Raw genomic sequence first — 25,097 nt, 5'->3', positions numbered from 1 at the left:
TATTTTATTATGCAGCGTTTTCTACTAAGAAATCTACAGCTTTACGCACTTTAAGATCTTCAGCTAAAGCGTCTACGCTTCCAAGAGCTTGCTTGATAGCGTCTACTGGCATACCGTACATTTCAGCCATTTTTTCAACTTCTGCAGTTACTTCTTCTTCAGTAACTTCGATGTTTTCAGCTTCAATGATAGCTTCAAGAACAAGGTTGATTCTTACGCGTTTTTGAGCGTCTTCTTTCATTTGCTCTTTTAACTTGTCAGCGTCAGTACCTGTGAATTGGTAGTAAAGCTCAAGGTTCATACCTTGTTGGCTTAAACGTTGCTCGAATTCACGAACCATACGATCTAACTCAGTGTCGATCATAGCTTCTGGAATCTCGATTTCAGCGTTAGCAGCAGCTAATTCTACTACTTCGTCACGTACTTTGTGCTCAGCTTCGTGCTTTTTGCCTTCTTCTAAGTTTGTACGAAGTTTTGTTTTTAATTCATCAAGAGTTGCAACAGCTTCGTCTGCTTCTTTAGCGAACTCGTCGTTTAACTCAGGAAGTTCTTTTGTTTTGATTTCGTGAATTGTTACTTTGAATGTTGCTGGTTTGCCAGCTAATTCAGCAGCGTGGTACTCTTCTGGGAATGATACTTCAACATCTTTAGAATCACCAGATTTAAGACCAATTACTTGCTCTTCGAAACCTGGGATGAATGTACCAGAACCGATTGCTAGAGAGTAGTTTTCGCCTTTTCCGCCTTCAAATGCTTCGCCATCAACGAAACCTTCGAAGTCGATTACAGCTGTATCACCGTTTTCAACAGTTCCTTCTTCTTTAACAACTAATTCAGCTTGACGCTCTTGTAAAGATTTTAATTCGTTCTCTACATCTTCGTCAGTTACAGTTGTTTCAACTTTTTCTACTGCTAAACCTTTGTACTCACCTAATTTAACTTCAGGTTTCACTGTAACTTTTGCAGTGAAGATAAGGTTAGCATTTTTTTCGAACTTCTCGATGTTGATTTCAGGATGATCAACTGGGAAGATACCAGCTTCATCAATCGCTTCACCATATGCTTTTGGTAAGATGATATCTATAGCATCTTGATATAAAGATTCGATACCAAAGCGTTGTTCGAATAACGGACGAGGCATTTTTCCTTTACGGAAACCTGGTACGTTGATTGTTTGTACTACTTTTTTGAACGCAGCGTCGATAGAGTTGTTTACTTCTTTAGCATCAACTTCGATTGTTAAAACGCCTACGTTACCTTCTAATTTTTCCCATTTTGCAGCCATTTATTCTTTCCCTCCAACTATAATAATGTATGCACATACCTCTATAGATTAAAATCTTCATTATCTCTTTTTCGAAATAACAAAAATACAAATAATCCTCTAGCAAAAGCTTTCAGATATAATGTTCCAATCTACTAATTGCCTAAGAGACAACTACGGTATATTTTGTTCGAGAATAATATGAAACATATTAAGTAAGAGAATTACACTTCTCTTCTCTTACAAACAGGCAGATTTCTGCCTTTTGCAACCCTTACATTATAACATAGAATATGCTCGTTTCAAGAACCGAACGATTCTTTTTCATAATTATACGGGCAAATATCCTTCTCTTTCAACACGTAATAACCATTGATAGGCAATATGAAACTCTTCCAATTCAATATTATACGCTGTCATAAGCTCTTCTTCATCAATAATTAATCCGAAACGCTTTCTTCCAATTCTCTCTAAAACAGCAGCCCAAATCTCTACTTTATCCATTAATAGAGCAAATGGGAAAATGCTAATTCGCAATTCTTTCCAATATGTAACCATCGCATCAAATATATCGGGATAATTTTGCTCTAATCGGCTTGATAGTGTATGTATAATGTTATCGGATTGCTCCTCATTATGACCTGTAAATGCTGGAATCACCTTAATCGTATTCCCAAACTTTTCTACCTCTATTTCTTCTTCTATTTGATTTTCTATCATTTTATACAAAATAGAAGTTTTCAAATACGGGTGCTGTTTTTCGTCTATTAAAAATTTCTTTAAAATAGGTAATGCAAGATCCAAGTCTTTTAACGAAAGTTGCTGAATCGCTCTTAACTTTTGCCCAAAGTTTTCTCCAAACATTTCATTAGTAAACTCATCCAACTCAAAATTCGAATCGACTAGTGACGTATCTACTTCATTTATCATACCTTCTGCAAATAAAGCGAGCTGTGCTAATTTTTCCTTTTGCTCAGGCACTATATCTTTCGTTTGCAAAACTTTTTCGACGGTTTCAATAACGCCTTCATAATCATTTGTTTGAACTAAAATCGTCACATATGTTTCAAGAATATCACCAAATAACACAGCTCCTGTTTCAAGCAACTGTTCACATTTGTCTTTCGCTTCTTCCATATGCTTTAATTCTAACAAACAAATAACAGAAGCGAGTTCCGTTTGTTCCGTTTCTGCATTATACTGACGTAATATTTCAAAGCAGCGCAATGCATCTTCGAATTTCCGCTCTTTCAGTGCTAAAAAACCTTCATCAATATATCGCTCTGATAGCTGCGGAAACAATACGACCGTATTTTCTTTTTTATCCATACGTCCGCCTCTTTTTCTAGATTTTAATTATCTTTAAAGTAAATATATCAAATGAGTAATGAGAACACAACATCCCAAAACCTTTTGTTTGAAATATAAAAATATTCAATTTCTATATTTCAATATAAACAAATCCTTACTAAAAATTAAAAATGTGCAAATAAAAACCCTCAGCAATTAAAGCAGAGGATTCATCATTAATGGAAAGCTTTTATAATAGTGGGGTATATAACAAGGGTAATAATTTGGAGAACAATAATTGCCATAACAATCATGCTAAAATAGAAGATTGGTTTACTTCGCTTCATTAAAAACATAATAATAAGCATCGTACAAGCAAACAAACTTAAGAAGAACAAACTCGTTGTCGAACTAAGTATACCACTCGGGACAAAGAACAATAACACTACACTACAAGTACCTATAATTCCAAATAACCATTCCATTCATTCACTCATTCCCTTTCCCTCTCATGGCAGTTTTTTTACTAAGCGATTAAATGTTTTACAACATCAACTACATACGTTAATTTCTCATACGCTACAAATCCAAAAGCAACTGTTAAACCCGTTACGATTAACCCTTTCATCATCTTTTCCTCCTCGTTTTATCGTTGTTACCTTCATTATAGAGGATTAGCAATTTGTTACCATCGAACTTCCTTACAGTTACCTTACAGAATTGTAAGATTTCAAAAAAGGATAGAAAAATACCTCATATTACTTGAGATGACATCACGGAATTTCTCTATAAGCACTTGTTTTTCTCTTGGTTATTTTTCGGAGAATCCACCCTTAAACTAATAGATTTACTAAATAACTTAGGGTTGAAATAATTATTCGTTACTTTCCTTAACTTACCTTCAAATGTTTTCATTTATAAGAAAACACTTTATTGAAATCGTGTTAATATATTTTTATACAATTAAGAATTTAATTTAAAAGGGGGATTATGTATGTTTAAAAAAATGGCTGCAGATGTATTAGGACTAAGCGATGTAGGTTCTGTCATCACACCAAAAGACTACGATAAAGTTGATGCTGATGATTACGTGATGCATGAAGATGGGGAGAAAATTTATTTTCTCATTAAATCAAAATCAGATGAATATTGTTTCACAAACAAAGGATTACTCCACCTAGATGGCACAAGCGCAACAAGTAAAAAACGTACACTACGCCGCTTTAGTTATAGTAAATATCAAATTAAAAACGTAGCACTTGAAACTGCTGGAACAATTGATTTAGATGTAGAAATTAAGTTTCAAATGGGAGATGAGCATTATTCAATTGATGTTCATAAAAAACATATTGAAGAATTAAAAGATTTATATAAAGCTTTACTTAAAATAGAAGAAATCTCATACGACAACGATATTACATTGCAATATGCACATAAAAGTCTAGATATGGCATCTAACGCTTTCAGCCGTATTTCAAACGCACAAGTAAATTTAGCAGAGCAGTTTAAAGAAATGAATGAAATCGCCTTTAACTGGCTCGTTGATACGAAGAAACAATATAACTTGAAAGATTATGGTTTTGTATTTGAGAAGTTTATTAATAACTAAACAAAAACCCTTGTTATCAAAAGATAACAAGGGTTTCTTGGCGCCCCAGGAGAGATTCGAACTCCTGAGCACCCATTTCCGTACTATTTTATATATTTTGATCGCAGTCTTAATATATCTTCGCCTTCGCGAATGCCTGCCGATCCCTTCCTCACATTTTTTACGACAGTCCAATCCGGGTTAGTTTCATCACCGATGTTCTGTACTGTAAAGTTGCCATCACCATATTTTCGGTGACCTTCTGCCAATTTCTCCGTTAAATCATTCTCATTTGATCTCGCCATCTTTGCGCCATCTCCCTTTTTTATACAACCTTCTTAAACTGTCCAACCCATCACACGTCCAGTCAATTGGAGATTCTCGCTTTCCGCTTCTATTAATTGTAACACACTGTCGGGGATAAGTTTCGATCACAGCTGCTCAATCGTACTAGAATTGTAAAAAGTTTTATAACATTCTAAGTGATTAATTAGGGGAATCTGGATATGAATTCGAGTTCCATCATAAACCTATTTATTCTTTAAATTAAATATGAGGAACAGGGCGCATAAACGGCGCTCTTTTTAATGCACTTTAATCTGTTGTATATAATAATTATCATATGTTACGTTATATTTTTTACACTTCTTGCACATACATCAATTTTTAGACAAACAAAAAACCTTGTTATCAAAAGATAACAAGGTTTTGTTAGCGTCCCAGGAGAGATTCGAACTCCCGACCGTACGCTTAGAAGGCGTATGCTCTATCCGGCTGAGCTACTGGGACATGGAGCGGGTGAAGAGAATCGAACTCTCGACCAGAGCTTGGAAGGCTCTTGTTTTACCACTAAACTACACCCGCATATGTTATTTTATTTTTCTTCGTTAGCGCTGTTGCCCTATCGACAATATTTATTATATGTATAACCATACATAAAGTCAACACCTTTTTTAAAAGAGGATAATTTTTCTTATCCTCTTTTAAAAACTGCTTGTTCAACTAGTTGTCCATCTAATGTTTCAAAACGAACTTCCATTTGATTTTCATCCATTTCTAATAAAGCAAATGTCTTTTCTACACGCTGACGCGGTAATAAAATGCTGCCTGGATTAATAAATAAAACGCCATCGATTAATTCCGCACCTAATACGTGAGAGTGTCCGAAGCAAGCAACTTGCGCCCCTACCTCTTCTGCATGGTACGCTAATGTTTGTAATGTCATTTTCACGTTATGACGATGTCCGTGCACAACTACGAAACGAATGCCATCTAAATCAGTTACAATTTCATCTTGAAAGTTAGCATAATCACAGTTCCCTTTTACAACATGGAAACCTTGCAGCTCTTCATGAGCAGGCGTTAGCTCTGAATCACCGCAATGAATCATGATATCTACTTTCCCTTCATATTTCTCTTTTAACTGTTGTAATTCCTTCACAGAGCTATGACTATCGCTTACGATTAAAGCTTTCATCAATCTCTCTCCCTTATTCTCCTAAAAACCATTCAGGGATTTTTTCTTCTAATTTACGAAGAGCACGTCCTCGGTGACTAATGGCATTTTTCTCATCTGAACTTAGTTCCGCCATCGCTTTTTTATATTCTTCCACATAAAAAATCGGATCATATCCGAAGCCGTTTTCTCCGCGGCGCTGTTCTAAAATATACCCTTCGCACGTCCCGTTTACAATGACAGGCTTTTTATCACCTTCAGGGAAAGCCACTGCTAATGCACAGTAGAAGCGAGCTTTACGCTTATCAAACGCTACCTCATTTAATTCTTGTAGCACTTTATCAATATTCGCTTGATCATCTTTCGGCTCTCCAGCAAAACGAGCTGAATAAACGCCTGGTTTTCCATTTAAAGCATCTACAATAAGACCTGAATCATCCGCAATTACGATCGCATTCAGCTGTTTGCTCAAACTATCCGCTTTTAAAATCGCATTTTCTTCAAATGTTTCACCAGTTTCTTCGACTTCTTCAATATGAGGAAAATCGTGTAATGATTTCACTTCTAAATCAAATCGCTCAAATAACTCAGCAAATTCACGTACTTTCCCCATATTTTTTGTCGCTACAACAACTTGTTTCATACTTTCCACCTCTACTCTATATGAGATACGATGTCGCCTAACGCTTCTTTTTGCATGTCAATCAGTTGGAAAATACCTTGTTCCGCAGCATCAAGTAATTCATTTAACTGCGCTCTGCTAAACGTCGCTTCTTCTCCAGTTCCTTGCACTTCAACAAACTGACCTTTTCCAGTCATAATTACGTTCATATCCACGTCTGCTTTAGAATCTTCTGCGTAGTTTAAATCTAAAACAACACCTTGTTCTTCAACAATCCCTACTGACGTTGCTGCTAAATAATCTTTTACTGGAATTTTAGATACTTTTTCTGCTTGTAATAACTTCTCAAACGCTAATACCATTGCTACATATGCACCTGTAATAGAAGCAGTTCTCGTTCCACCATCCGCTTGAATAACATCACAATCAATCCAAACTGTTCTTTCACCAAGTGCTTCTAAGTCAACTACTGCACGTAAAGCTCGTCCAATTAAGCGTTGGATTTCCATTGTACGTCCTGTTACTTTCCCTTTACTTGACTCCCTAATTGTACGTTGTTCTGTTGCACGTGGAATCATCGCGTATTCAGCTGTTACCCAGCCCTTTCCTTCTCCACGCATAAACGGCGGGACACGCTCTTCAATTGTCGCTGAGCAAATTACCTTTGTATCCCCAACCTCAATTAATACTGATCCCTCTGGATGTTTTAAATAATTCGTATGAATATGTATATGGCGTAATTCTGTTTTCTCTCTACCATCTACTCGCATAAAAATAACCTCCTCATAACTACTTGTTAGTATAGCCAAATTTAAATGTATGATATGTATACAATAAAAGAAGAGGAACCCAAAAAGCAATTCCCCTTTCTTACTTAATAAGTATATCAAATTATTGACGATTAAAAACTACCTGTATTCACGTTTTCTGGACGATCTACAGGTTTTATTAACTTTCCGCCCTTTTCATCTATAAGATTTGCTTTACCATTTACTTCAATAGAAACACTTTTCACACCTTTCTTTTCAGTTAAAGATAAAACTAACGACTTCAATACGTAATTTGAAACCATATTTTTATCTGGGTTTATAAATATATTTTCGTTAAAGTTTAATGTAAGATTTCCATCTTGTAATTTCGGATTCGTAATAAGCTTAACTCCTGGATTAAAATCATTCAGAAGCGACTGATGAATCGGTCCTTTTACAAGCTCATCTATAATTGCTGCATAATCATTTTCTTTTCCTTCTACAACGCGGCGTGTTACGGGTACGTAGTATTGCTGTTTATTATTATTTTGTGCCATAAAATAAAGTGTAACTGGTTTTGTATTTGTTACATCCGCTACTTGCTCGTCATCGAAGTTGATACCGTTAGCACGGCTCACCCCTTCACCAAGCGGGGTACCACCAACAGGCATCTTCGCCAATTTCTCACCATTTATTTGGAACTGCACTTGTTTTACTTCTTTAAATTGCGTCAACGTCCACGCTATTGACTCAACAATTTGACGTTCTTCTTCTTTTGCGTAGTTTTTCATTTCATTAGAGAAATCAATGACTGCCGTCCCATCTTTTTTCAAATCCAAGGTCATCGATGTATTTGCTGGAATAACTGCACGGAACCCATTCGGTAATAAATTCGTTACCGGTCCATCTTTCACAAGGTACTCTAACGTTTGCTGAATAACCTCATTTGCTTTCGGAGTAGGTACAGCTAACGTTTGTGGTACAACATAACCATTTTTATCAACAAGGTATAGTTCTCTATTCACCATTTGTCCTTGCTTATCTTTCTTAGCTACTTCTTTCTTTCCACCCTCTGTATACGTAACTTGTTTTGGCGGATCAATTTGTTCCGTTGCTTTCTCCTGATTTATAAAGCCACACCCTGTTAGTAAAACAGCGCTCACAGTAGCACCAACAACCCATTTAAAAGTGGATTTAGGCATGCCATTCCCCCCTAAAATCTAAGTTTGTACTATTATGTATACGAGCTGTTTCATGTTTTAGAACAAGCTGTGCTTCTTCTAAACAAAAAACTCCTGATTTCTCAGGAGTTCACTTATATGAATTCTACTATTATTCTTTTTCTAAATAAATATGTTTCACATTTTCAATCGGTTGACCGAACCATTTTGATGCAATTTCTTTAAATAGGCCTATTTTTCCTGTTGTTAAGAAGAGATGATCACTTTGTTCCTCTCCCTCATTCAACATTTTACTATGGTATAAAATTGTACTTACTTCGCGTGCTGTTTCATCACCTGAACTAATTAGTTGCACTTTATCTCCCATTACTTTTTTAATAACAGGACCTAAAATCGGATAATGTGTACAACCTAAAATAAGTGTATCAATATCAGTATTTTTCAGCGGTTGCAACGTTTCTCTTACAACTTCATATGCCATTTCGCTTTCAAAATTGCCACTCTCTACAAGCTCAACGAAAGGCGGACACGCTAAACTTTCTACCATAACACGGTTATTAATAGACTTTAACGCTTCTTCGTATGCACCACTTTTCACCGTTCCAATCGTTCCGATAATCCCAACATGATACGTGTTTGTCACTTTTAAAGCTGTACGTGATCCTGGGTGAATAACTCCTACCACTGGAATTGGTAATTGTTTCTGCATCTCTTCTAACACAACCGCAGTTGCTGTATTACACGCAATAACTAACATTTTGATATTTAAATCTAGTAAATGCTCCGTCATTTCCCACGTAAATTGACGCACTTCTTCTCGAGAACGCGGACCATAAGGGCAACGTGCTGTATCCCCTAAATATATAATACGCTCTTTCGGCAACTGACGAATTAATTCCTTCGCTACTGTTAAACCGCCAACTCCTGAATCGATAACACCGATTGCTCTATTCAACTTCATCACCCGTTTTCTCATTCATCATCTTTTTTTATCATTATATTTTACACACTTTAAGTTGGCTAACTTAAACTGCTTCTGTATGAAAATTTTCATTTGTACCTGTATAGACTAGGACCTTTTTTATTTTGCTCCTTTTTTTCATAATTTGCAAGATAGAAAAATAACCGACCTTCTATATGAAAGTCGGTTTCTTCTATATAAAGCGCGTATTTATTGCTCCATCTTTTTTTGGAAGGAAGACATTCCTATTAATAAGAAGAAATGAGCAGAAATTAACATGACGATTAAAATAAAATTCAAACGATAACTATTTGTAGATTCCATAATTTTGCTCGCTACAGCTGGTCCAAATGCCATACCGAAAAAGTTAATTAAATTATATAAACCAAGACCGACTCCAACTTTAGCTGGATGTAATGTTTTCGGTATAAATGTGTTTACTGATACTTGAATAGCCGAATAACTCATAAACGTTAAAATAATCGCCAATACAATAACGACTATACTTCCATTCGGAATAAGCCCTAAAATTAAAAAGCCAACAATCATAATGGCAGACGCTACATAAATCATGTTCACATTTCCAAACGAAGGGACAATCTTTCCAGTAAGAAAACTAGATACAATACCAAAGAGTGATGCAACAAACAGTGCAATTCCGATAACGAATGGAGACAATCCGTGCTCTCTTCCTAACAGTAATGGTAATAATAATAAACTAGCACATAGTGCCACATTCATTATAAATCCGACCGCTATTAAACGAAGAAATGGTTTATTTGTAAACAACTCAATATCAATAAATGGATGCTCCGCGTTCTTCATACGAACCATGAATAAAAATAAGAAAGCAACCGATAACACAAATAGCCAACTATTAATATTTACTCCTAATAACACAGTCGTAATGAATGCAAATAATAACGCCGCTCCAATGTAATCAAAATGAAACGCTCCATCCGTATGCCGCGCTTCTTCTGGCATAAATTTTATAAGCAAGAAAATCCCCACTACTGAAATAACCATAAATAAAAATAAATATGGCCACCCTAATGTATTTGTAATAGCGCCACCAACTAAAGGACCAATACCTATCGCTAATGCAATAGATGAACTAATCATAGCTAACGCACCAGGCTTCTTAGCAGGAACAACTAACTTTGCCACTGCAATCATACTAAGCGCAATAAACGCCGCTCCTCCACTCGCCTGCACTAATCTTGCAATAATGGTAACCGCATAAGATTGATTCATAAATCCAATAATAGAACCCGCTACAAATATGATAATTGAAATAATTAATAGTTTTTTTACACTGTAACGATCAGCCAGCTTCCCATATATCATCGAACCAATACCGACAATTAAGGAATAACCTACTACAACCCAACTTACTTTCGACTGGCTAATGGATAAATCATGAGCCATATCCTCTAACGCTACATTAAATAAAACCGCATTCATCGGTCCTAATAAAACGATAAAACATAATGTGAAAACAAACCATTTTGAATGGTTACTTATATCTTTCCCCATGTGTAACACCTCTCTTGATTGTAGTAACTGTAAATGAAAAACAAAGTGAAACTTTAATCAGCGTGGGTTCTTCATTCCCTGCTGATTATTAGCCTTCACCAATCGGGCTTTTACGGACAGTTGATCCCCACCTAACTTCTTTGCTTTCGCTGAATTTAGAGGTGGAGGATCTTACTGCCCGTTAATGCGGGATAAAGTTGTTTAGCTCCTCTATCACTACTGAACAACTGCATCAAATATATACATGTATCGCGCGACAAACTGAATTCGAAACGAAACACGTACGTTGTTCGATATTCATGGAACTATCATAGTTTCAGCATTACAGTTTGTCAACGAAAAATATACAAAGTGAACTGATTTAGTGTTTTTAGTTTACTTTGTTCAAAAATTGTTATACACTAATTTCGAATCCGATATAAGGAGGACTGACATGGTTATTCAAATTTGCAATTTCTAACTTAATAAAACCAAATAAATAAAGAACTTTTATATAGAAGAAAAATTACAGGAGGATTATGATGAAGAAAAAAATGTTAGTCGTATTAACAAGCGTAGAAAAATATCCAAATTTAAATAGAGCGACTGGGCTTTGGCTCGGTGAAGCTGTCCATTTTGTAAAAAAAGTAGAAGACGCTGGTTACGAAGTAGATTATGTCAGCCCACAAGGCGGCTATACACCGATTGATCCGCATAGTTTAGCAATGGCGGAGAGCATCGATTGGGAATGGTATCAAAAGAAAGAATTTATGAATCGTCTCGGTTCTACAATGAAGCCGAGTGAATTGAATCCAGAAGACTACGCTGTTATTTATTACGCAGGCGGTCACGGTGTAATTTGGGACTTCCCAGAAAATAAAGAACTTCAAATGATTAGCCGCAACATTTATGAAAATGGCGGAATTGTTTCCTCTGTTTGTCACGGAGCTGCTGGTTTATTTCACATCACATTAAGTAATGGGGAACGTTTAATTAGCGGTAAAAAAGTAACAGGATTTTCAAACGAAGAAGAAAAATTAGCGGAACTAGATCAATTCGTTCCATTTTTAACAGAAGATGAACTCATTAAAAACGGAGGGCTTTACGAAAAAGCTGCGCAGCCTTGGGAAGCTTACGCTGTAGAAGATAATCGTGTTATCACTGGTCAAAACCCAGCTTCAGGTGGTTCAGTAGCTGAATTAGTATTACAACACGTAAACAAATAACAAGTAATAAAAAAGCAGATTTTCCATTAATCCAGGAAAATCTGCTTTTTTACGAAATCATTTGCAAAATAGCAATAACTTCTTTTTCAACTTTAGAATCATCAATTGCTTCTATATACTCTGGTTTAAAAAGTTGATACTTCTTTAGTTGATAAAAATCAAGTATCGCTTTCTTTAACGTAATATCGTACTGAATACAAAAAGAATGATCTATAATACGTCTTAACATCACATCATCTTGCACCATAAATAATTGCGCATTCATTTTATTAAAGTAGCCTTGTTCCATACCAGCTTCAAAAAACATTTGCAAATTTTGATTACGATTTTGTTGTGCAGCGACTAACTGATCAGATAAGTGCGGATATGCCTCTTTCAAATCTTGTAAAAAGACATCGGAAATATATGTCACACATTTTAAAGAGTGGATAAACGTCTTTTGGAAACGTTCTGCAAAAGACATACTTTCATCTTGATTATCCGCATCTCCTTCAAGAAGGTAGTTCATAAAATCTTCTACCACAGCTTCAATAATCTCATCTTTTGAAGAAAAACGTTTATATAAAGTAGCTTTACTAATATCCATATATTTCGCAATTTCATCTATTTTCAATTGACTAAAACTCGTTTTTCTAATAACGGGCTTTATTTTATTAATATAAGTATTTGCACACGCGACTTTTCTCATTAAAAGAGCCTCCCCTTTTGTCCATACAAATAGTATAGCAAATTCACGATTAATTATAAATGAAGTCATTATACTCAATATATCTTTTTAGTTTAAGGGATTTATTATTTACACTATAGCAAAATGCCCGCTATATTTGTGAGTAGCGAGCACTTTTTCTATAATGTATTAACAGCTCTTCTTATAGCTTTACCTATTTCCATACTAGACTGCGGATTTTGCCCTGTAATTAAACGCCCATCTACTACGACATGCGGCGTGAAATTTGGAGCAACATAAAACAAAGCCCCTTCTTCTTTCAATTTACTTTCTAATAAAAAAGGCACTCGCTTTTCTAAATGTACAGCTTTTTCCTCATCATTCGTATAACCTGTTATACGCTTACCGGCAACAAAAAACGAGCCATCTTTATTTTTCACACCGACTAAAGAGCTTACTCCGTGACAAACAGCTGCTACAATCCGGTTATTGTTGTACATATTCTCAATCAAATTTGCAACATATGGATTACCTGGAAAATCTACAATTGCTCCGTGCCCACCACCAAATAAAACCGCATCATAATCCGAAAACTGAACCGTTGAGATCGGCTTCGCATTTTGCAATAAAGAAGCAACATGCTTAAATTCACGAGGTATCCCGTTCGGAATAGACACTCTATCAATAGGTACTCTACCACCCTTTATCGACACAATATCAACATCGAACTTAGCCTTTTTAAATACATTATAAGGAGCTGCGAGCTCTTCCAGCCACAAACCAGTCGGGTGTCCATTCATATCATGAGCGCTTGTTGAAACTAACAATATCCTTTTCAACATATCCCCTCCTTACTACCTATTTATGTATGAAGTGTTCTTATAGAACATGAAACAGACAGAAAAATAGCCGACTCTTCATATAAAAGTCGGCTTTCTTTTTATAGTTCGAGCTCTCCCATGCGAAGAAGCTCAACAACTGCTTGTGAACGTCCTTTAACTCCTAGCTTTTGCATTGCGTTTGAGATGTGGTTGCGTACTGTTTTTTCACTGATAAAAAGTTCACCTGCAATTTCCTTCGTTGTTTTATCTTGAACCAGTAATTCAAATACTTCTCTCTCTCTCTTTGTGAGTAACGGTTTAGATTGATACGCTTTTTCCTTCAACTGGTATAACCCTCCTTGCTTAAGCCAGAGCCGTGTGTGTGTAAGTTGGGTGTTTATTTAGTCAAGATATTGTATGAACGAAATGTGCGGGTGGTGAATGAAAATGGGCTTTATTTCACATGTTATTTTAGACTTTTATACAGTGCAGACACTCTTTGTATCCACTCACTTTTCAGTACGCCATATTTGTTCTAGTAATATGCTGACAACTGTACCTACGAACAAACCATTTCCGAATATATATTGCATCACAGACGGCAGTGATTGGAGTGCTCCAGACGGTAAAAACATAACACCGCTTCCAAATAATACAGCAACTCCTAAAATCGTTACATTCCTTTCGCTCATTGGCACTTGTTTTATATTATGAAATCCAATTCCAATTAGCTGTACGAACGAAGCCATTAAAACTGCAGATGCGACAGCGGATGGCAACGATGCTAAGTAACGAATAATACTTGGAAACAGCGACATTACGACTAGTAACATACATGCTAGTAAGAACGATTGTATATACTTTTGTTTCGTTAAACGTATAAACCCTGCCGTCGCTGGTAATGGCACGACACCTACAGTTGAAAATACAGAAGAAATGATATGCGAGATCCCTCCAACCCATGTACCATCCTTCAACTGTTTCTGTTCAATAGTCCCTTTTTGAATGGTAGCTTGATTAATCGCTATAATAGCTGCCACTGTATTAGAAACTAAAATACATACCATAACGAAACTTGATACAGCCATACCTGTATTCCATTTCGGAAGTCCCCAAGCAAATATTTGTGGAAGTTGCACAAAATGAGTTACTTGAGATGGAATCGTCACTTTTCCTGCCATTAGAAAAAGAATCCACCCACTAATTAATCCTATTAAAACCGCATAACTTTTGACAAAACCTTTTCCGAAGTTAGATAGTATAATAACGAAAAGAAATATACTAAACGCAATTATCGCTGTAAATCCATCGATTTGAGAAACGGTAGCAGTAATTCCTAGCATTCCTTTTAGAAATACACCACTTAATTGTAAACATAATAAAAGTAAAAACGTCCCTGTCACAAGCGGCGTAAATAAAAATAAAATACGTCCGATAAAACCAGTGATTCCTAATCCTATTAAAACAACACCGGAAATTATCATTCCTAATTCTAAAATTTGCAACGTACTATGTAATTGATCTTGCCCGACAGTTGCGTAGGCAAGTACAGTAAATACGCCAACCCAAGATCCAGCTGGTCCATCCGCAATTGGTAGTCTATGTCCAAGCCAACCTTGTAAAAAAGAAGATATACCAACTACAAAGAATGTACGCTGCATTAAATAAAATATTTCTTCCGTCGTAAGATGAAATAATCCGCCAACGACAATTGGTAATGCGATTGAATTCGCTAATAAAAATATAAACCATTGCAAAGTTCCCATAATATGATTTTGGTTATGTTGATTGTCCAACTTTTTCATCCTTCCTAGCTAACCTATAAGAAATATATTGTAAGCATAAAAAAGAAGAGTTCTACACTCACAATTAGAACCCTCCTCAAAGCATTCAAACGATTCTTTTACACAAGATTATTTAATTCCACCTCATTTAAACTACCAACAACAATATTTCCTTTATGTACAACGAAACGCTTCTCTGTTTGACGCGCTACTGCTTCAGCGACGCATATTGCATTTGTCAAAACAAAACTCGCTTCATCTCCTACATTCGGCCATACTCGCTTCCCCTCATTGTTTAACGTTTCTTTTCCTCCCGTAATAAAGCGAAGGGCTTTTCCTAAAGACCTTTCATCACTCCACCCAAAACGTTCTGCCAATCGATTTGCCTTTTGCAGCATATCACCTGTTCCAAACGGTGACCAATGATCAGTAATACTATCATTTCCTAACGAAACTTTCACACCTTTTTTATCTAATAACGGAATCGGGATTACTTGTTTCCCAATTGGCACGGTTGAAGTAATATCAATGTTTAAAGCAGCTAGTCTTTCCACCACTTCTTCAGCTTCTTTATCCGTAACACCACCAAGTCCAAGCGCATGACTAATTGTTACGCGACCTTGCCATCCCGCTTCTTCTGTTAGACTTGCCAATCTCTTCATCGTAAACGTTCCAAGATTATTCGCATCATGCAGATGAATATCAACATCCGCATTAAATTCTACTGCGATATCCATAATGGTATGTAATGATTTTTCAATATCATTATCCACTGTAGCTGGATCTACTCCACCGACTAGATTCGCCCCCATACGCATCGCATCTTTCACAAGTTGCACAGAATTACTGCGCAATAATCCATGTTGCGGAAAAGCAACAATTCTACCAGAAACCTGATTTTTATATGTTTCCAACGCCGCTAACGTCGCCTCCAAATTACCAAGTCCAATTACCGGATCAACATTACAATGCGTTCTTATATTCGTTGCACCATTTCGAAGCAATAACGCTAACATATTTTCCGCCCTATCTTGAGCAGTTGCTAATTGCTTCGGCAAAATTTTTTCTTCTTCATTAAAACGCGTGAAAATATTCTCTGCTGGCATACATGCCTTCCAAGGGCCACTATAATAGGTTTTATCAATGTGAATATGCATCTCTTCGAAAGCAGGCAAAATTAATAAACGATTAGCATCAAGAATTAGTACCCCTTCCTCTTGAACAGCCCCTGCTATTATTTTTTTAATTCGTCCATCTTCAATGAGTAAACTACATAACTCTGTTTCTGTTTGGGAAATTCTCCCCTCTTCATATGTATATCCCGATTCAAGCATTACATTAGTCAACCAATATACCATCATCTCTATTCCCCCACCCTTTATTAAAAGTTACCTCATACCTCTTACTATAATTTTAATATCAACTGAAAATTAAGACAATTAATACGACTGTTCCCTAAAAAAAATGTAATACAACCGCATAGTCTTCTCATAAATTTCCATATAGAATAGAAGTATATAGCTTGCTAAAAAAGGAGTGGATTGGAAGATGTCAAAAAGGTTATGTAAATCCGAAACTGATAAAATGCTATTTGGTATATGCGGTGGTTTAGGGGAATATTTTGATATTAGCTCTACCCTCATTCGCATACTTTGGGTCATTGCTGTTTTATGTTTTGGGACTGGTTTTTTAGTTTATTTCATTTGTTTATTACTTATGCCACGTTCGTACTAGTGTCATCCTGCATATACTTAATCGAAATATAAAAAATCACCTATAGAATTCTATAGGTGATTTTTTTATGAAGAATATTTCATCGTTAAATGTAATACCGCTACTTCATCTTCTTCATTTCTATAACTATGTTTTTTGTTCGCTTCAAATTGAATAGAGTCAAACTCATTTAATTCGTATACATCGTTTTCCACTTGAATCGATACTTTCCCCTTCATGACCGTTACAAGCTCAATAGCACCTTCATGATGAGCTTCTGGTTCATATATACTATTCGATCTTAAACAAGCACGGTGCATTTCCATTCCTGTTTCTTTCGTATAACGGAACATCGTTTCTAAGTGCCATGCTTGTCCTACATCTACTGCAAATCCTTCTCCGCAGCGCGCAACAGCTACAGGTTCTCCAACAACCATCAACCTCGATAAAGGAATCGATAACCCTTTTGTTATTTTCCAAATGACAGCTAACGTCGGATTCGTTTCTCCTCTCTCAATCTTTCCTAATGTTAATTTACTAACTCCTGTTTTTTGGGCTAATTCTTCTAAACTTAATTTTTGTTCATTTCGAATTTGTCTTAATAGCTGACCTACTTGCTGAATGACTTCTTTCGTTTGCATATCTTCATGTTCTTTCATCTATAAAACCACCTTAAAGTATAAAATAGTTTACTTTTATCTTTTTAAAGTATATTATACTATACATAATCATCAAATTCCGAAAGGAGTGCAATACTTTATGCGCGCAATTTTATTAGGCCTTTTATCATCAGCCTTTTTTTCCGCAACCTTTATTATTAATCGAGCGATGAATGTATCTGGAACGAGCTGGGCCTGGACAGCTTCCTTCCGTTTTTTATTTGCTCTCCCTATTTTATTCCTTATCGTTTTATTTCGCAAAAACTTAAGAGACTTATGGGAAGAATTAAAGAAACATCCATTAGCATGGATCGGATGGGGTTCTGTTGCTGGTATTGGTTTCTATTCTTTATTAAGTTTTGCAGCTGTCTTTTCTCCAGCTTGGCTCGTTGCTGGAACTTGGCAAGTTACGATATTAGCAGGGTTACTTTTATCCCCATTATTCTTCATTAAAATAGAAACGAAATCAGGCACAAAACTTGTACGTGGAAAAATTCCACTTCGCAGTTTATATGTTGCATTATTTATTTTACTTGGTGTAATTTGTATGCAAGCAACTGCAGCAGGTCATATTACAATGACTCAGTTTATTTCAGGATTTTTACCTGTCGTAGTAGCAGCCTTCTTATATCCATTCGGCAACCGAAAAATGATGGAACTTGTTGGCGGGCGTCTCGATACGTTTCAACGCGTATTAGGAATGGCAATCGGAAGTCTTCCTATAACAATTTTACTTGGTATATACGGATTTTCTACTACCGGTATTCCAACATCGAGTCAAATGTTGCAAGGCTTTTTGTTAGCATTATGTTCTGGCGTAATTGCAACGATGACATTTTTCTTTGCTACTGACTTAGCAAAAGATAACCTCGCTCTACTTGGAGCTGTTGAAGCAACACAAGCTGGAACGATGGTCTTTACCGTACTTGGCGAAATTGTTTTCTTAAATGGTTCATTCCCTGGTGGTCTTTCCCTAATTGGAATGATTATTATTATGTTAGGAATGGTTGCAAATAGCATTTTAAACCGCTCTGTTCCAGTCGTTAAACAGAAAAAAACAGCATAAAAAAGAGTATGGTTCTATAACAAAGAACCATACTCTTTTTTATTGTCCCCCTATTTCGCCTTATCAGAATAGTATTTCATTAGCTGTTTATACTAAAACCTATGTTATAATACGTTTCATGTGCAATATTAGGAGGTAAATTATGTTAAAAAAAGCAATCGCTGAATTTATTGGTACATTTGTACTTGTATTATTCGGAACTGGAGTAGCTGTCATTGGCGGCGGAATTGAAGGAATTGGAACATTAGGAATCGCTATGGCTTTCGGTCTATCTATTGTGGCTATGGCATATAGCATCGGAACAATTTCTGGATGTCACATTAACCCAGCAGTATCAGTAGCTATGTTCATCAACAAAAGAATGAACGCTATGGAACTTTGTTATTATGTATTAGCTCAAATTTTAGGTGGTTTATTAGGAACTGCAACTTTAGTAACGATTTTACGCTCTGCTAAAACACCTTTAGATAATTTAGGACAAAATGGTTTTGGAACTCTTGGTTTATCTGGAGCATTTCTAGTTGAATTTATTTTAACTTTCGTATTCGTATTAGTTATCGTTGCTGTAACAGGTAAAAAAGGAAGTTCTTCTCTAGCAGGATTAGTAATTGGTTTCACATTAGTTTTAGTTCACTTATTAGGAATTCCGTTAACTGGAACTTCTGTTAACCCAGCTCGTAGTATCGCACCAGCTTTATTCGCTGGCGGAGAAGCACTTTCTCAACTATGGGTATTCATCGTTGCACCAATTCTTGGTGGTATCGTAGCAGCTATTGTTGGTAAATTTATTTTAAATACTGAAAAATAGAATTTTCAATATTTCTGAATAAAAAAAGGCGAGCCCTCATTATGAGGATGCTCGCTTTTTTACTCTTTCATTTTAGACTTTAAGTTTGTAACTAATTGATCTACCGTTACATTTGCAAGTACGTTTTCCATCGCTTCTTGCGCTTGCATTAAAATAATTTCTAGTACTGATTGAATATTAGCTCCTACTGGACATTCAATGTTGGGATTTTCATGGAAGGAAAATAGCTGTCCTTCTTCTACAACTTCCACTGCTTTATATACATCAAGTAATGTAATTTCTTCTAAATCACGAGCAAGTGTCGTACCACCTTTACCAGCTTGTACATCAACAAGTCCTGCTCTCTTCAACATTCCTGTAATGCGACGAATCACAACTGGATTTGTATTCACACTACCAGCAATCCATTCAGAGGTACAGCGAGAGTTTCGATCTATCGCAAGTAACGTTAACATATGAACACCTACTGTAAAACGACTACTAATCCCCATCTGCACACCCTCCTTTGTATTCATTCTATTAAAAGACGACTCTTATTATTATATACTATTTTTAATTTATACATAAAGAAAAAGCATGATTCCAATAAGAAATCATACTTTTCTCTCATTATTGACGCTTTATAAACTTCGCTAAATCTTTAAATTTCACTTTATCTGAGTAATTCATTACACCGTTTACGTAAATGCGGCTTGTAACAGCACTTAATATGCCGATTGTCGTTAAAAGAACTAGCAGTGTTATCGTAATTTCTAACATACCCGTCTCACCAGCTACAAAGCGTGAGAATGTGACCATCGGGGTAAAGAATGGAACATAAGAACTTACAACAACAATCGTACTATTTGGATCACCTAGCGATTTAAGACTTATAAAAAATGCTGCCATTATTAAAATCGACACCGGTACCATTACACCTTGTAAATCCTCAGTCTTAGAAACAACCGCACCAGCCGCTGCATACATCATCGCATAGAGGAAATATCCTGTAACAAAATAAATGAGGAACATACCGATAACTTGTGCATCTAACTTTGTAAAATCAATTGGCAATCCAAATAAGGAACCATTTTCTAAATCTACCCATCCTAGTAACCAAGGAACTAGGTAACCACATGCCAATATGACAAGTTGTAATAAAGCCGTTGAAACAACCGCTAAAATTTTCGCATACATCATCGTAAGCGGTTTTACTTTCGGAATCATGACCTCCATAACGCGAGAAGCTTTTTCAGAAGCAATATTCATCGCAATTGTGCTTCCGAACATGACAATAAACATATACAAAGCAAATGTAAAGAAATAGGCAATTCCGAAAGAAGCAGAACGATCTTTAATCGCTTCTTGTTTCACTGAGATTTCAGTTTGCAATTGTTGTGCAATTTCCGGTGAAACATTATGTGTAGCAATTGTTACCGCCGTATATTGCGCCTTAAAATAACTAGCCATAATTGTAGAAGTTGTTTCACTAGGGAACCCATTAAACATATACGTAACTTCTGGAACTCCATTCTTTTCAGTTATACGAAATAAACCGTCTAGCTCGCCTTCTTCTACTTGTTTATGTAGTTTATTAAAATCTTCTTTTAGACCAATTGTTAATTTAGCTGATGGTAGTAACTTATTTAACTCTTCTTTTTGTATTTTATATGTAGAACTCTCTACTACAACTGCAATTTTATCTTTATCCTTATTTTTATCATTACTTGAAGTAAAATGATTAAATGCAAAAATCCCAAACACAATTAAAAACAAAATCGCACTCGTAATTAATGATCTTTTAGATAAAAATGATTCCCTAAAATAAAATGAAAATACGTGAGAAAATTTACGCATCGTTATTTCGCCCTCTCTACAAAGATTTCGTTTAACGTCGGCTCTAACATTTTAAATTGTCGTAAAGTAACACCTTGTTCTTGCAACTGTTGCAAAATCTTTAGAGCTTCTGCATCATCTTGTACTTGCACATAAAGAAGGCCTTGTTGTTTTTCATACGATACATGTATAGCTTCTAATCCCTTCTCATTCTCTTCTGTATCTTCAATCGTTAAATTACGGAAACCATATTCTTTTTTAATATCACTTAACTGGCCTTTTACGACTGCTTCGCCTTTTTTCAAAATACATACATGCTGGCAAAAAGCCTCTACTTGTTCCATACGATGACTAGATAAAATAATGGTCTTTCCGCTCTGTACTTGTTCTTCAATAATGCTAGCTAACATTCCAGCATTAACTGGGTCTAGTCCGCTAAACGGTTCATCTAAAATGAGAAGTTCAGGATTATGAAGAAGAGCAGCAATTAATTGGATTTTTTGCTGGTTCCCTTTTGAAAGCTCTCCTGCCGTTTTAAATTTATATTCCGGTATTGCCAATCGATCTAACCAGTGATCAATAGCAAGATCTACTTCTTTTTTCGTCATTCCTTCTAATCTACCAAAATATCGCAACTGGTCTATTACTCTACTTTTTGTATATAAACCTCTCTCTTCTGGTAAATATCCAATTGTTACCCCACTAGTCCCAAATGTTTTTCCATCCCATGTAATAGAGCCTTCATTAGGCGTTAATAATCCGAGAAGCATTTTGATTGTCGTTGTTTTCCCTGCACCATTTCGCCCAAGTAATCCTAGCACTTCACCTTTAGGTAACGAAATTTGCAAGCCATTAACTGCTTTTGATTCTCCAAATAGTTTCGTTAAGTTTTGAATTTGTAAACTCAAAGTATAAAGCCTCCCCTTTAATATCATTCATACTCTCTTTCAAAGACTATGTTTATGCAGGATAAAATATAGCACTACGCTTCACCCTTTTAAAATGTAACATCTCCTTAATCCATCATTTGTTCTATTTAGTTAAAATTGTAAATAATATCACGTCATTTGTCAATTATAATTGTCATTTCGACAATTAAACTTGTCAAAATAATTCCCATCATTTTTTCTTATCTTTCTAATATAGGACATACTACTATATATACAAAAGACAATATGCAAATGTTCATACAAAAAATATTATTTTTCGATATATAATATTAACTGATTTTCTAACATCAAGGAGGATACATATGAAGATGAAGAGGGGCATTACCACTTTATTATCTGTAGCAGTTCTATCTACATCGCTTGTAGCATGTTCAGGAACACAAGAGAAAACTGTGGCGAAAGAAGAGAAGGCAAAATTACCAGACCAGCAATTAATGGCTGATTTATGGTATCAAACAGCTGGTGAGACGAAAGCACTTTACTACCAAGGATACAATATCGGTCAATTAAAGCTCGATGCAATTCTTGCAAAAGGGACAGAGAAAAAACCTGCTATCGTACTGGATTTAGATGAAACTGTTTTAGATAACAGTCCTCATCAAGCAATGAGTGTAAAGACAGGAAAAGGCTATCCTTACAAATGGGATGACTGGATTAATAAGGCTGAAGCTGAAGCCCTTCCAGGCGCAATTGATTTCTTAAAATATACAGAATCTAAAGGTGTAGATATTTACTACATCTCAAATCGTAAAACGAACCAACTAGATGCAACAATTAAAAATCTTGAGCGTGTAGGTGCTCCTCAAGCAACGAAAGAACATATATTACTACAAGATCCGAAAGAAAAAGGAAAAGAAAAACGCCGTGAACTCGTTTCGCAAACACATGATATCGTCTTATTCTTCGGCGATAACTTATCTGATTTCACTGGTTTTGATGGAAAGTCTGTAAACGATCGCAATCAAGCAGTCGCAGATTCAAAAGCACAATTTGGTGAGAAATTTATTATTTTCCCGAATCCAATGTATGGTGATTGGGAAGGTGCTTTATATGATTATGATTTCAAAAAATCAGATGCAGAAAAAGATAAAATCCGCCGCGACAACTTAAAATCATTTGATGTAAAATAAAAGAGGATGGCATTCGCCATCCTCTTTATTGCATATTTCTCGTTAAAGGTAAAATAAACACTTCTACACGTCTATTTTTCGCCTTTCCTTCTTGCGTATCGTTCGGGGCAATTGAACGGTATTCACCGTAACCAACTGCGCTAAATTTCCCTGGCTGTAATTCTTTATTTTGTAGTAATACCTGCATAAAATTAACTGCTCGCTGCGTACTTAATTCCCAATTCGATGCAAATTGAGCATTTGCAATAGGAACATTGTCTGTATGACCAGATACTGTAATTTCACGAGGTGATGCTGAAACAAGTAAATTAGACATTTCTTTTGCAATACTTAGCGATTCTAATTTCACGTCCGCTTTCCCAGAATCAAATAGTACATTTTCTAATATCGTTACCTTTAGTCCTTTTTCTGTTAAATCAGTTTTAAAAGAAGAAGATAATTGATTTTCCTCAATATACTTATCGATACCTTTTTGTACCGCTTTTAATTCGTTCATTTCTTGCTGCTTTACTTCAGCTTCAGCATTCTTTTTAATCTTCTCAGATTCTAGACTACTTGCCGATAACTCTTTCTCTTCATTCGGCTTTTGATCACTTAAAAACTCTTTGTTTCCTGTTCCACCTGCTAATTCGCTTCTAAACGCTACTGCCATCTGTTTGAACTTCGCAGCATCTATACTACTCATCGCAAATAAAACGATAAACAATGCAAATAACAATGTTAACATATCAGAATAAGGGATTAACCAAGTTTCATCGATATGTTCATCATGCTTTTTTTTCTTACGTCTTCTATTTTTTTTACTCCGCATTTTTTTCTGCCCCTTTTTCAAGCTTTTTACGCTCAGTTGCAGAAAGTGCACCTAAAATGCGGTTCTTCATAATAAACGGATATGTACCCTCTTGTAACATTAATAAACAATCAATAATTAAACGTTTTTTCTCTAATTCAGCTGCAGATTTTTGCTTTAATTTATTTGCAAATGGATGCCATAATACATAGCCTGAAAAAATACCAAAAATCGTTGCAATAAACGCACCCGAAATAGCGTGACCTAACTTTTCAATATCAGTTAAATTGCCCAGTGCAGCTACAAGACCAATAACAGCACCTAATACCCCTAATGTCGGTGCATATGTACCAGCTTGAGAAAAAATTGCCGCTCCTTTTGCATGCCTTTCTTCAATTGCTTCTAATTCAGCTTCTAAAATCTGCTCTAAATCTTCTGCGGATACGCCATCAATCACAAATTTCATACCACGTAAAAGAAATTCATCTTGAATTTTGTCTAATTGTTGCTCTAAAGACAAAATACCGTATTTTCTACTTTCTGATGTCCAATGAACAAACAATTCTAGCAACTGTTCATAACTTAAATCCTTTTTATTTGAACCAAAAAGAACTTTAAATAATTTTGGAACCCTTTTTAGTTGATTCATCGGAAATGCTATACATACTGCAGCAAATGTACCGATAAAAATAATTAATGCTGCGGCAGGATTCAATAAGGCTGTTACGTCAGCGCCCTTGACGACCATCCCTACTACTACCGCTACAAATCCTAAAATGAGCCCAATAATTGTTGCAAAATCCATTCCCATTCACTCCTAGTCTATACAAGAAGTTCTTCATTCTCGATAATCGCTACATCTTCTTATGTATATATATTACATAAAAAATGAATTTCATGAAAGATAAGAAATGAATTATATGAAAAAATACTACAATTTCACACATTTTCTGACATTTTCTTTGCATTTCTATTACGTTACGACTCTTATATTTCTTTTTCTGTAAACTAGATTTATAATAAAAAACGATACATATTTTAT

General features: G+C 35.6%; 27 protein-coding genes and 2 tRNA genes. 6 read left to right on the top strand and 23 right to left on the bottom strand.

All coding sequences use genetic code 11. From position 1 onward, the window contains the following. Positions 1-7 precede the first annotated feature (7 nt). The 3 genes from tig to AABL52_RS05090 all read right to left on the bottom strand — a co-directional run bounded on the left by tig (position 8) and on the right by AABL52_RS05090 (position 3,039). The gene (tig, locus tag AABL52_RS05100) at positions 8-1,285 is read right to left on the bottom strand and encodes a trigger factor (protein WP_327800987.1); all 1,278 of its coding nucleotides are present in this window, start codon (positions 1,283-1,285) and stop codon (positions 8-10) included. A 309-nt stretch (positions 1,286-1,594) separates the two neighbouring features. Next, complete coding sequence (locus tag AABL52_RS05095; protein ID WP_097844039.1) at positions 1,595-2,593, bottom strand: hypothetical protein; 999 nt, start codon at positions 2,591-2,593, stop codon at positions 1,595-1,597. 197 nt (positions 2,594-2,790) lie between these two features. Beyond that, complete coding sequence (locus AABL52_RS05090; RefSeq protein WP_001983650.1) at positions 2,791-3,039, bottom strand: hypothetical protein; 249 nt, start codon at positions 3,037-3,039, stop codon at positions 2,791-2,793. A gap of 509 nt (positions 3,040-3,548) precedes the next feature. On the opposite strand from AABL52_RS05090, the gene AABL52_RS05085 reads away from it, so the two are divergent. Continuing rightward, entirely contained in the window at positions 3,549-4,163 is a 615-nt protein-coding gene (locus AABL52_RS05085) for a PH domain-containing protein (protein ID WP_097844041.1), read from the top strand. Positions 4,164-4,246: 83 nt separating this feature from the next. Here AABL52_RS05085 and AABL52_RS05080 read toward each other — a convergent pair whose 3' ends face one another. The 9 genes from AABL52_RS05080 to AABL52_RS05040 form a co-directional block, all read right to left on the bottom strand. Next, entirely contained in the window at positions 4,247-4,447 is a 201-nt protein-coding gene (locus AABL52_RS05080) for a hypothetical protein (RefSeq protein ID WP_000124458.1), read from the bottom strand. 410 nt (positions 4,448-4,857) lie between these two features. Continuing rightward, a tRNA-Arg gene (locus AABL52_RS05075) sits at positions 4,858-4,931 on the bottom strand. 1 nt (position 4,932) lies between these two features. Next, positions 4,933-5,006 (bottom strand) — tRNA-Gly (locus AABL52_RS05070). A 109-nt stretch (positions 5,007-5,115) separates the two neighbouring features. Beyond that, the gene (locus AABL52_RS05065; protein WP_097844045.1) at positions 5,116-5,619 is read right to left on the bottom strand and encodes a metallophosphoesterase; all 504 of its coding nucleotides are present in this window, start codon (positions 5,617-5,619) and stop codon (positions 5,116-5,118) included. 13 nt (positions 5,620-5,632) lie between these two features. Further along, complete coding sequence (locus AABL52_RS05060) at positions 5,633-6,241, bottom strand: XTP/dITP diphosphatase (RefSeq protein ID WP_000815930.1); 609 nt, start codon at positions 6,239-6,241, stop codon at positions 5,633-5,635. A gap of 11 nt (positions 6,242-6,252) precedes the next feature. Continuing rightward, complete coding sequence (rph, locus tag AABL52_RS05055) at positions 6,253-6,990, bottom strand: ribonuclease PH (RefSeq protein WP_001261765.1); 738 nt, start codon at positions 6,988-6,990, stop codon at positions 6,253-6,255. A 131-nt stretch (positions 6,991-7,121) separates the two neighbouring features. Beyond that, on the bottom strand, positions 7,122-8,171 hold the full coding sequence (gene gerM, locus AABL52_RS05050; protein ID WP_001126753.1) for a spore germination protein GerM: 1,050 nt from the start codon (positions 8,169-8,171) through the stop codon (positions 7,122-7,124). A 130-nt stretch (positions 8,172-8,301) separates the two neighbouring features. Continuing rightward, positions 8,302-9,111, bottom strand: a complete 810-nt coding sequence (racE, locus tag AABL52_RS05045) for a glutamate racemase (RefSeq protein ID WP_000774001.1) — start codon at positions 9,109-9,111, stop codon at positions 8,302-8,304. 210 nt (positions 9,112-9,321) lie between these two features. Then, entirely contained in the window at positions 9,322-10,647 is a 1,326-nt protein-coding gene (locus AABL52_RS05040; protein ID WP_341519009.1) for an MFS transporter, read from the bottom strand. Positions 10,648-11,168: 521 nt separating this feature from the next. Between AABL52_RS05040 and AABL52_RS05035 the strand changes: the two genes are divergently transcribed. Further along, complete coding sequence (locus AABL52_RS05035) at positions 11,169-11,852, top strand: type 1 glutamine amidotransferase domain-containing protein (RefSeq protein ID WP_000728499.1); 684 nt, start codon at positions 11,169-11,171, stop codon at positions 11,850-11,852. Between the two features lie 49 nt (positions 11,853-11,901). On the opposite strand, the gene AABL52_RS05030 is transcribed toward AABL52_RS05035, so the two are convergent. From AABL52_RS05030 to AABL52_RS05010, 5 genes are all read right to left on the bottom strand, one after another. Then, positions 11,902-12,540, bottom strand: a complete 639-nt coding sequence (locus AABL52_RS05030) for a TetR/AcrR family transcriptional regulator (RefSeq protein WP_098238399.1) — start codon at positions 12,538-12,540, stop codon at positions 11,902-11,904. 158 nt (positions 12,541-12,698) lie between these two features. Further along, the gene (locus AABL52_RS05025) at positions 12,699-13,361 is read right to left on the bottom strand and encodes a type 1 glutamine amidotransferase domain-containing protein (RefSeq protein WP_097844049.1); all 663 of its coding nucleotides are present in this window, start codon (positions 13,359-13,361) and stop codon (positions 12,699-12,701) included. A 98-nt stretch (positions 13,362-13,459) separates the two neighbouring features. Beyond that, positions 13,460-13,684 (bottom strand): spore germination transcription factor GerE, encoded by a 225-nt coding sequence (gene gerE, locus AABL52_RS05020; RefSeq protein ID WP_000659484.1) that lies wholly within the window; start codon positions 13,682-13,684, stop codon positions 13,460-13,462. Positions 13,685-13,849: 165 nt separating this feature from the next. Beyond that, positions 13,850-15,145, bottom strand: a complete 1,296-nt coding sequence (locus AABL52_RS05015; protein WP_341519008.1) for a purine/pyrimidine permease — start codon at positions 15,143-15,145, stop codon at positions 13,850-13,852. Between the two features lie 98 nt (positions 15,146-15,243). Further along, positions 15,244-16,485 (bottom strand): amidohydrolase family protein, encoded by a 1,242-nt coding sequence (locus AABL52_RS05010; RefSeq protein WP_341519007.1) that lies wholly within the window; start codon positions 16,483-16,485, stop codon positions 15,244-15,246. A 187-nt stretch (positions 16,486-16,672) separates the two neighbouring features. Between AABL52_RS05010 and AABL52_RS05005 the strand changes: the two genes are divergently transcribed. Next, a complete protein-coding gene (locus AABL52_RS05005) occupies positions 16,673-16,858 on the top strand; it encodes a PspC domain-containing protein (RefSeq protein WP_000044337.1) in 186 nt (61 codons plus the stop codon). 65 nt (positions 16,859-16,923) lie between these two features. Here the strand turns inward: AABL52_RS05005 and AABL52_RS05000 are convergent, their stop codons facing one another. After that, a complete protein-coding gene (locus AABL52_RS05000; RefSeq protein ID WP_098764102.1) occupies positions 16,924-17,496 on the bottom strand; it encodes a helix-turn-helix domain-containing protein in 573 nt (190 codons plus the stop codon). 100 nt (positions 17,497-17,596) lie between these two features. Here AABL52_RS05000 and AABL52_RS04995 point away from each other — a divergent pair, with 100 nt between their 5' ends. Both AABL52_RS04995 and AABL52_RS04990 read left to right on the top strand, forming a co-directional pair. Then, positions 17,597-18,562, top strand: coding sequence for a DMT family transporter (locus AABL52_RS04995; RefSeq protein WP_341519006.1), 966 nt, complete (start codon positions 17,597-17,599; stop codon positions 18,560-18,562). A 142-nt stretch (positions 18,563-18,704) separates the two neighbouring features. Then, positions 18,705-19,370, top strand: a complete 666-nt coding sequence (locus tag AABL52_RS04990; RefSeq protein WP_000913206.1) for an MIP/aquaporin family protein — start codon at positions 18,705-18,707, stop codon at positions 19,368-19,370. Between the two features lie 59 nt (positions 19,371-19,429). Here AABL52_RS04990 and AABL52_RS04985 read toward each other — a convergent pair whose 3' ends face one another. From AABL52_RS04985 to AABL52_RS04975, 3 genes are all read right to left on the bottom strand, one after another. Beyond that, entirely contained in the window at positions 19,430-19,861 is a 432-nt protein-coding gene (locus tag AABL52_RS04985) for an Rrf2 family transcriptional regulator (protein WP_000512998.1), read from the bottom strand. 118 nt (positions 19,862-19,979) lie between these two features. Further along, a complete protein-coding gene (locus AABL52_RS04980; protein ID WP_341519005.1) occupies positions 19,980-21,206 on the bottom strand; it encodes an ABC transporter permease in 1,227 nt (408 codons plus the stop codon). Between the two features lie 2 nt (positions 21,207-21,208). Then, positions 21,209-22,093, bottom strand: coding sequence for an ATP-binding cassette domain-containing protein (locus tag AABL52_RS04975; protein ID WP_141524312.1), 885 nt, complete (start codon positions 22,091-22,093; stop codon positions 21,209-21,211). 344 nt (positions 22,094-22,437) lie between these two features. On the opposite strand from AABL52_RS04975, the gene AABL52_RS04970 reads away from it, so the two are divergent. Further along, complete coding sequence (locus AABL52_RS04970; RefSeq protein WP_341519004.1) at positions 22,438-23,265, top strand: 5'-nucleotidase, lipoprotein e(P4) family; 828 nt, start codon at positions 22,438-22,440, stop codon at positions 23,263-23,265. Positions 23,266-23,290: 25 nt separating this feature from the next. On the opposite strand, the gene motB is transcribed toward AABL52_RS04970, so the two are convergent. Both motB and motA read right to left on the bottom strand, forming a co-directional pair. Then, entirely contained in the window at positions 23,291-24,076 is a 786-nt protein-coding gene (gene motB / locus AABL52_RS04965; RefSeq protein ID WP_063261306.1) for a flagellar motor protein MotB, read from the bottom strand. Then, on the bottom strand, positions 24,066-24,860 hold the full coding sequence (gene motA, locus AABL52_RS04960) for a flagellar motor stator protein MotA (protein ID WP_063261307.1): 795 nt from the start codon (positions 24,858-24,860) through the stop codon (positions 24,066-24,068). Before motA ends, motB begins: the two co-directional genes overlap by 11 nt. Between the last annotated feature and the right edge of the window lie 237 nt (positions 24,861-25,097).

The sequence above is a fragment of the Bacillus paramobilis genome (assembly GCF_038096195.1).
Lineage (GTDB): Bacteria > Bacillota > Bacilli > Bacillales > Bacillaceae_G > Bacillus_A > Bacillus_A mobilis.
Note: the sequence above shows the minus strand (reverse complement) of the source record. Positions and strands in the feature narration are given on the sequence as shown.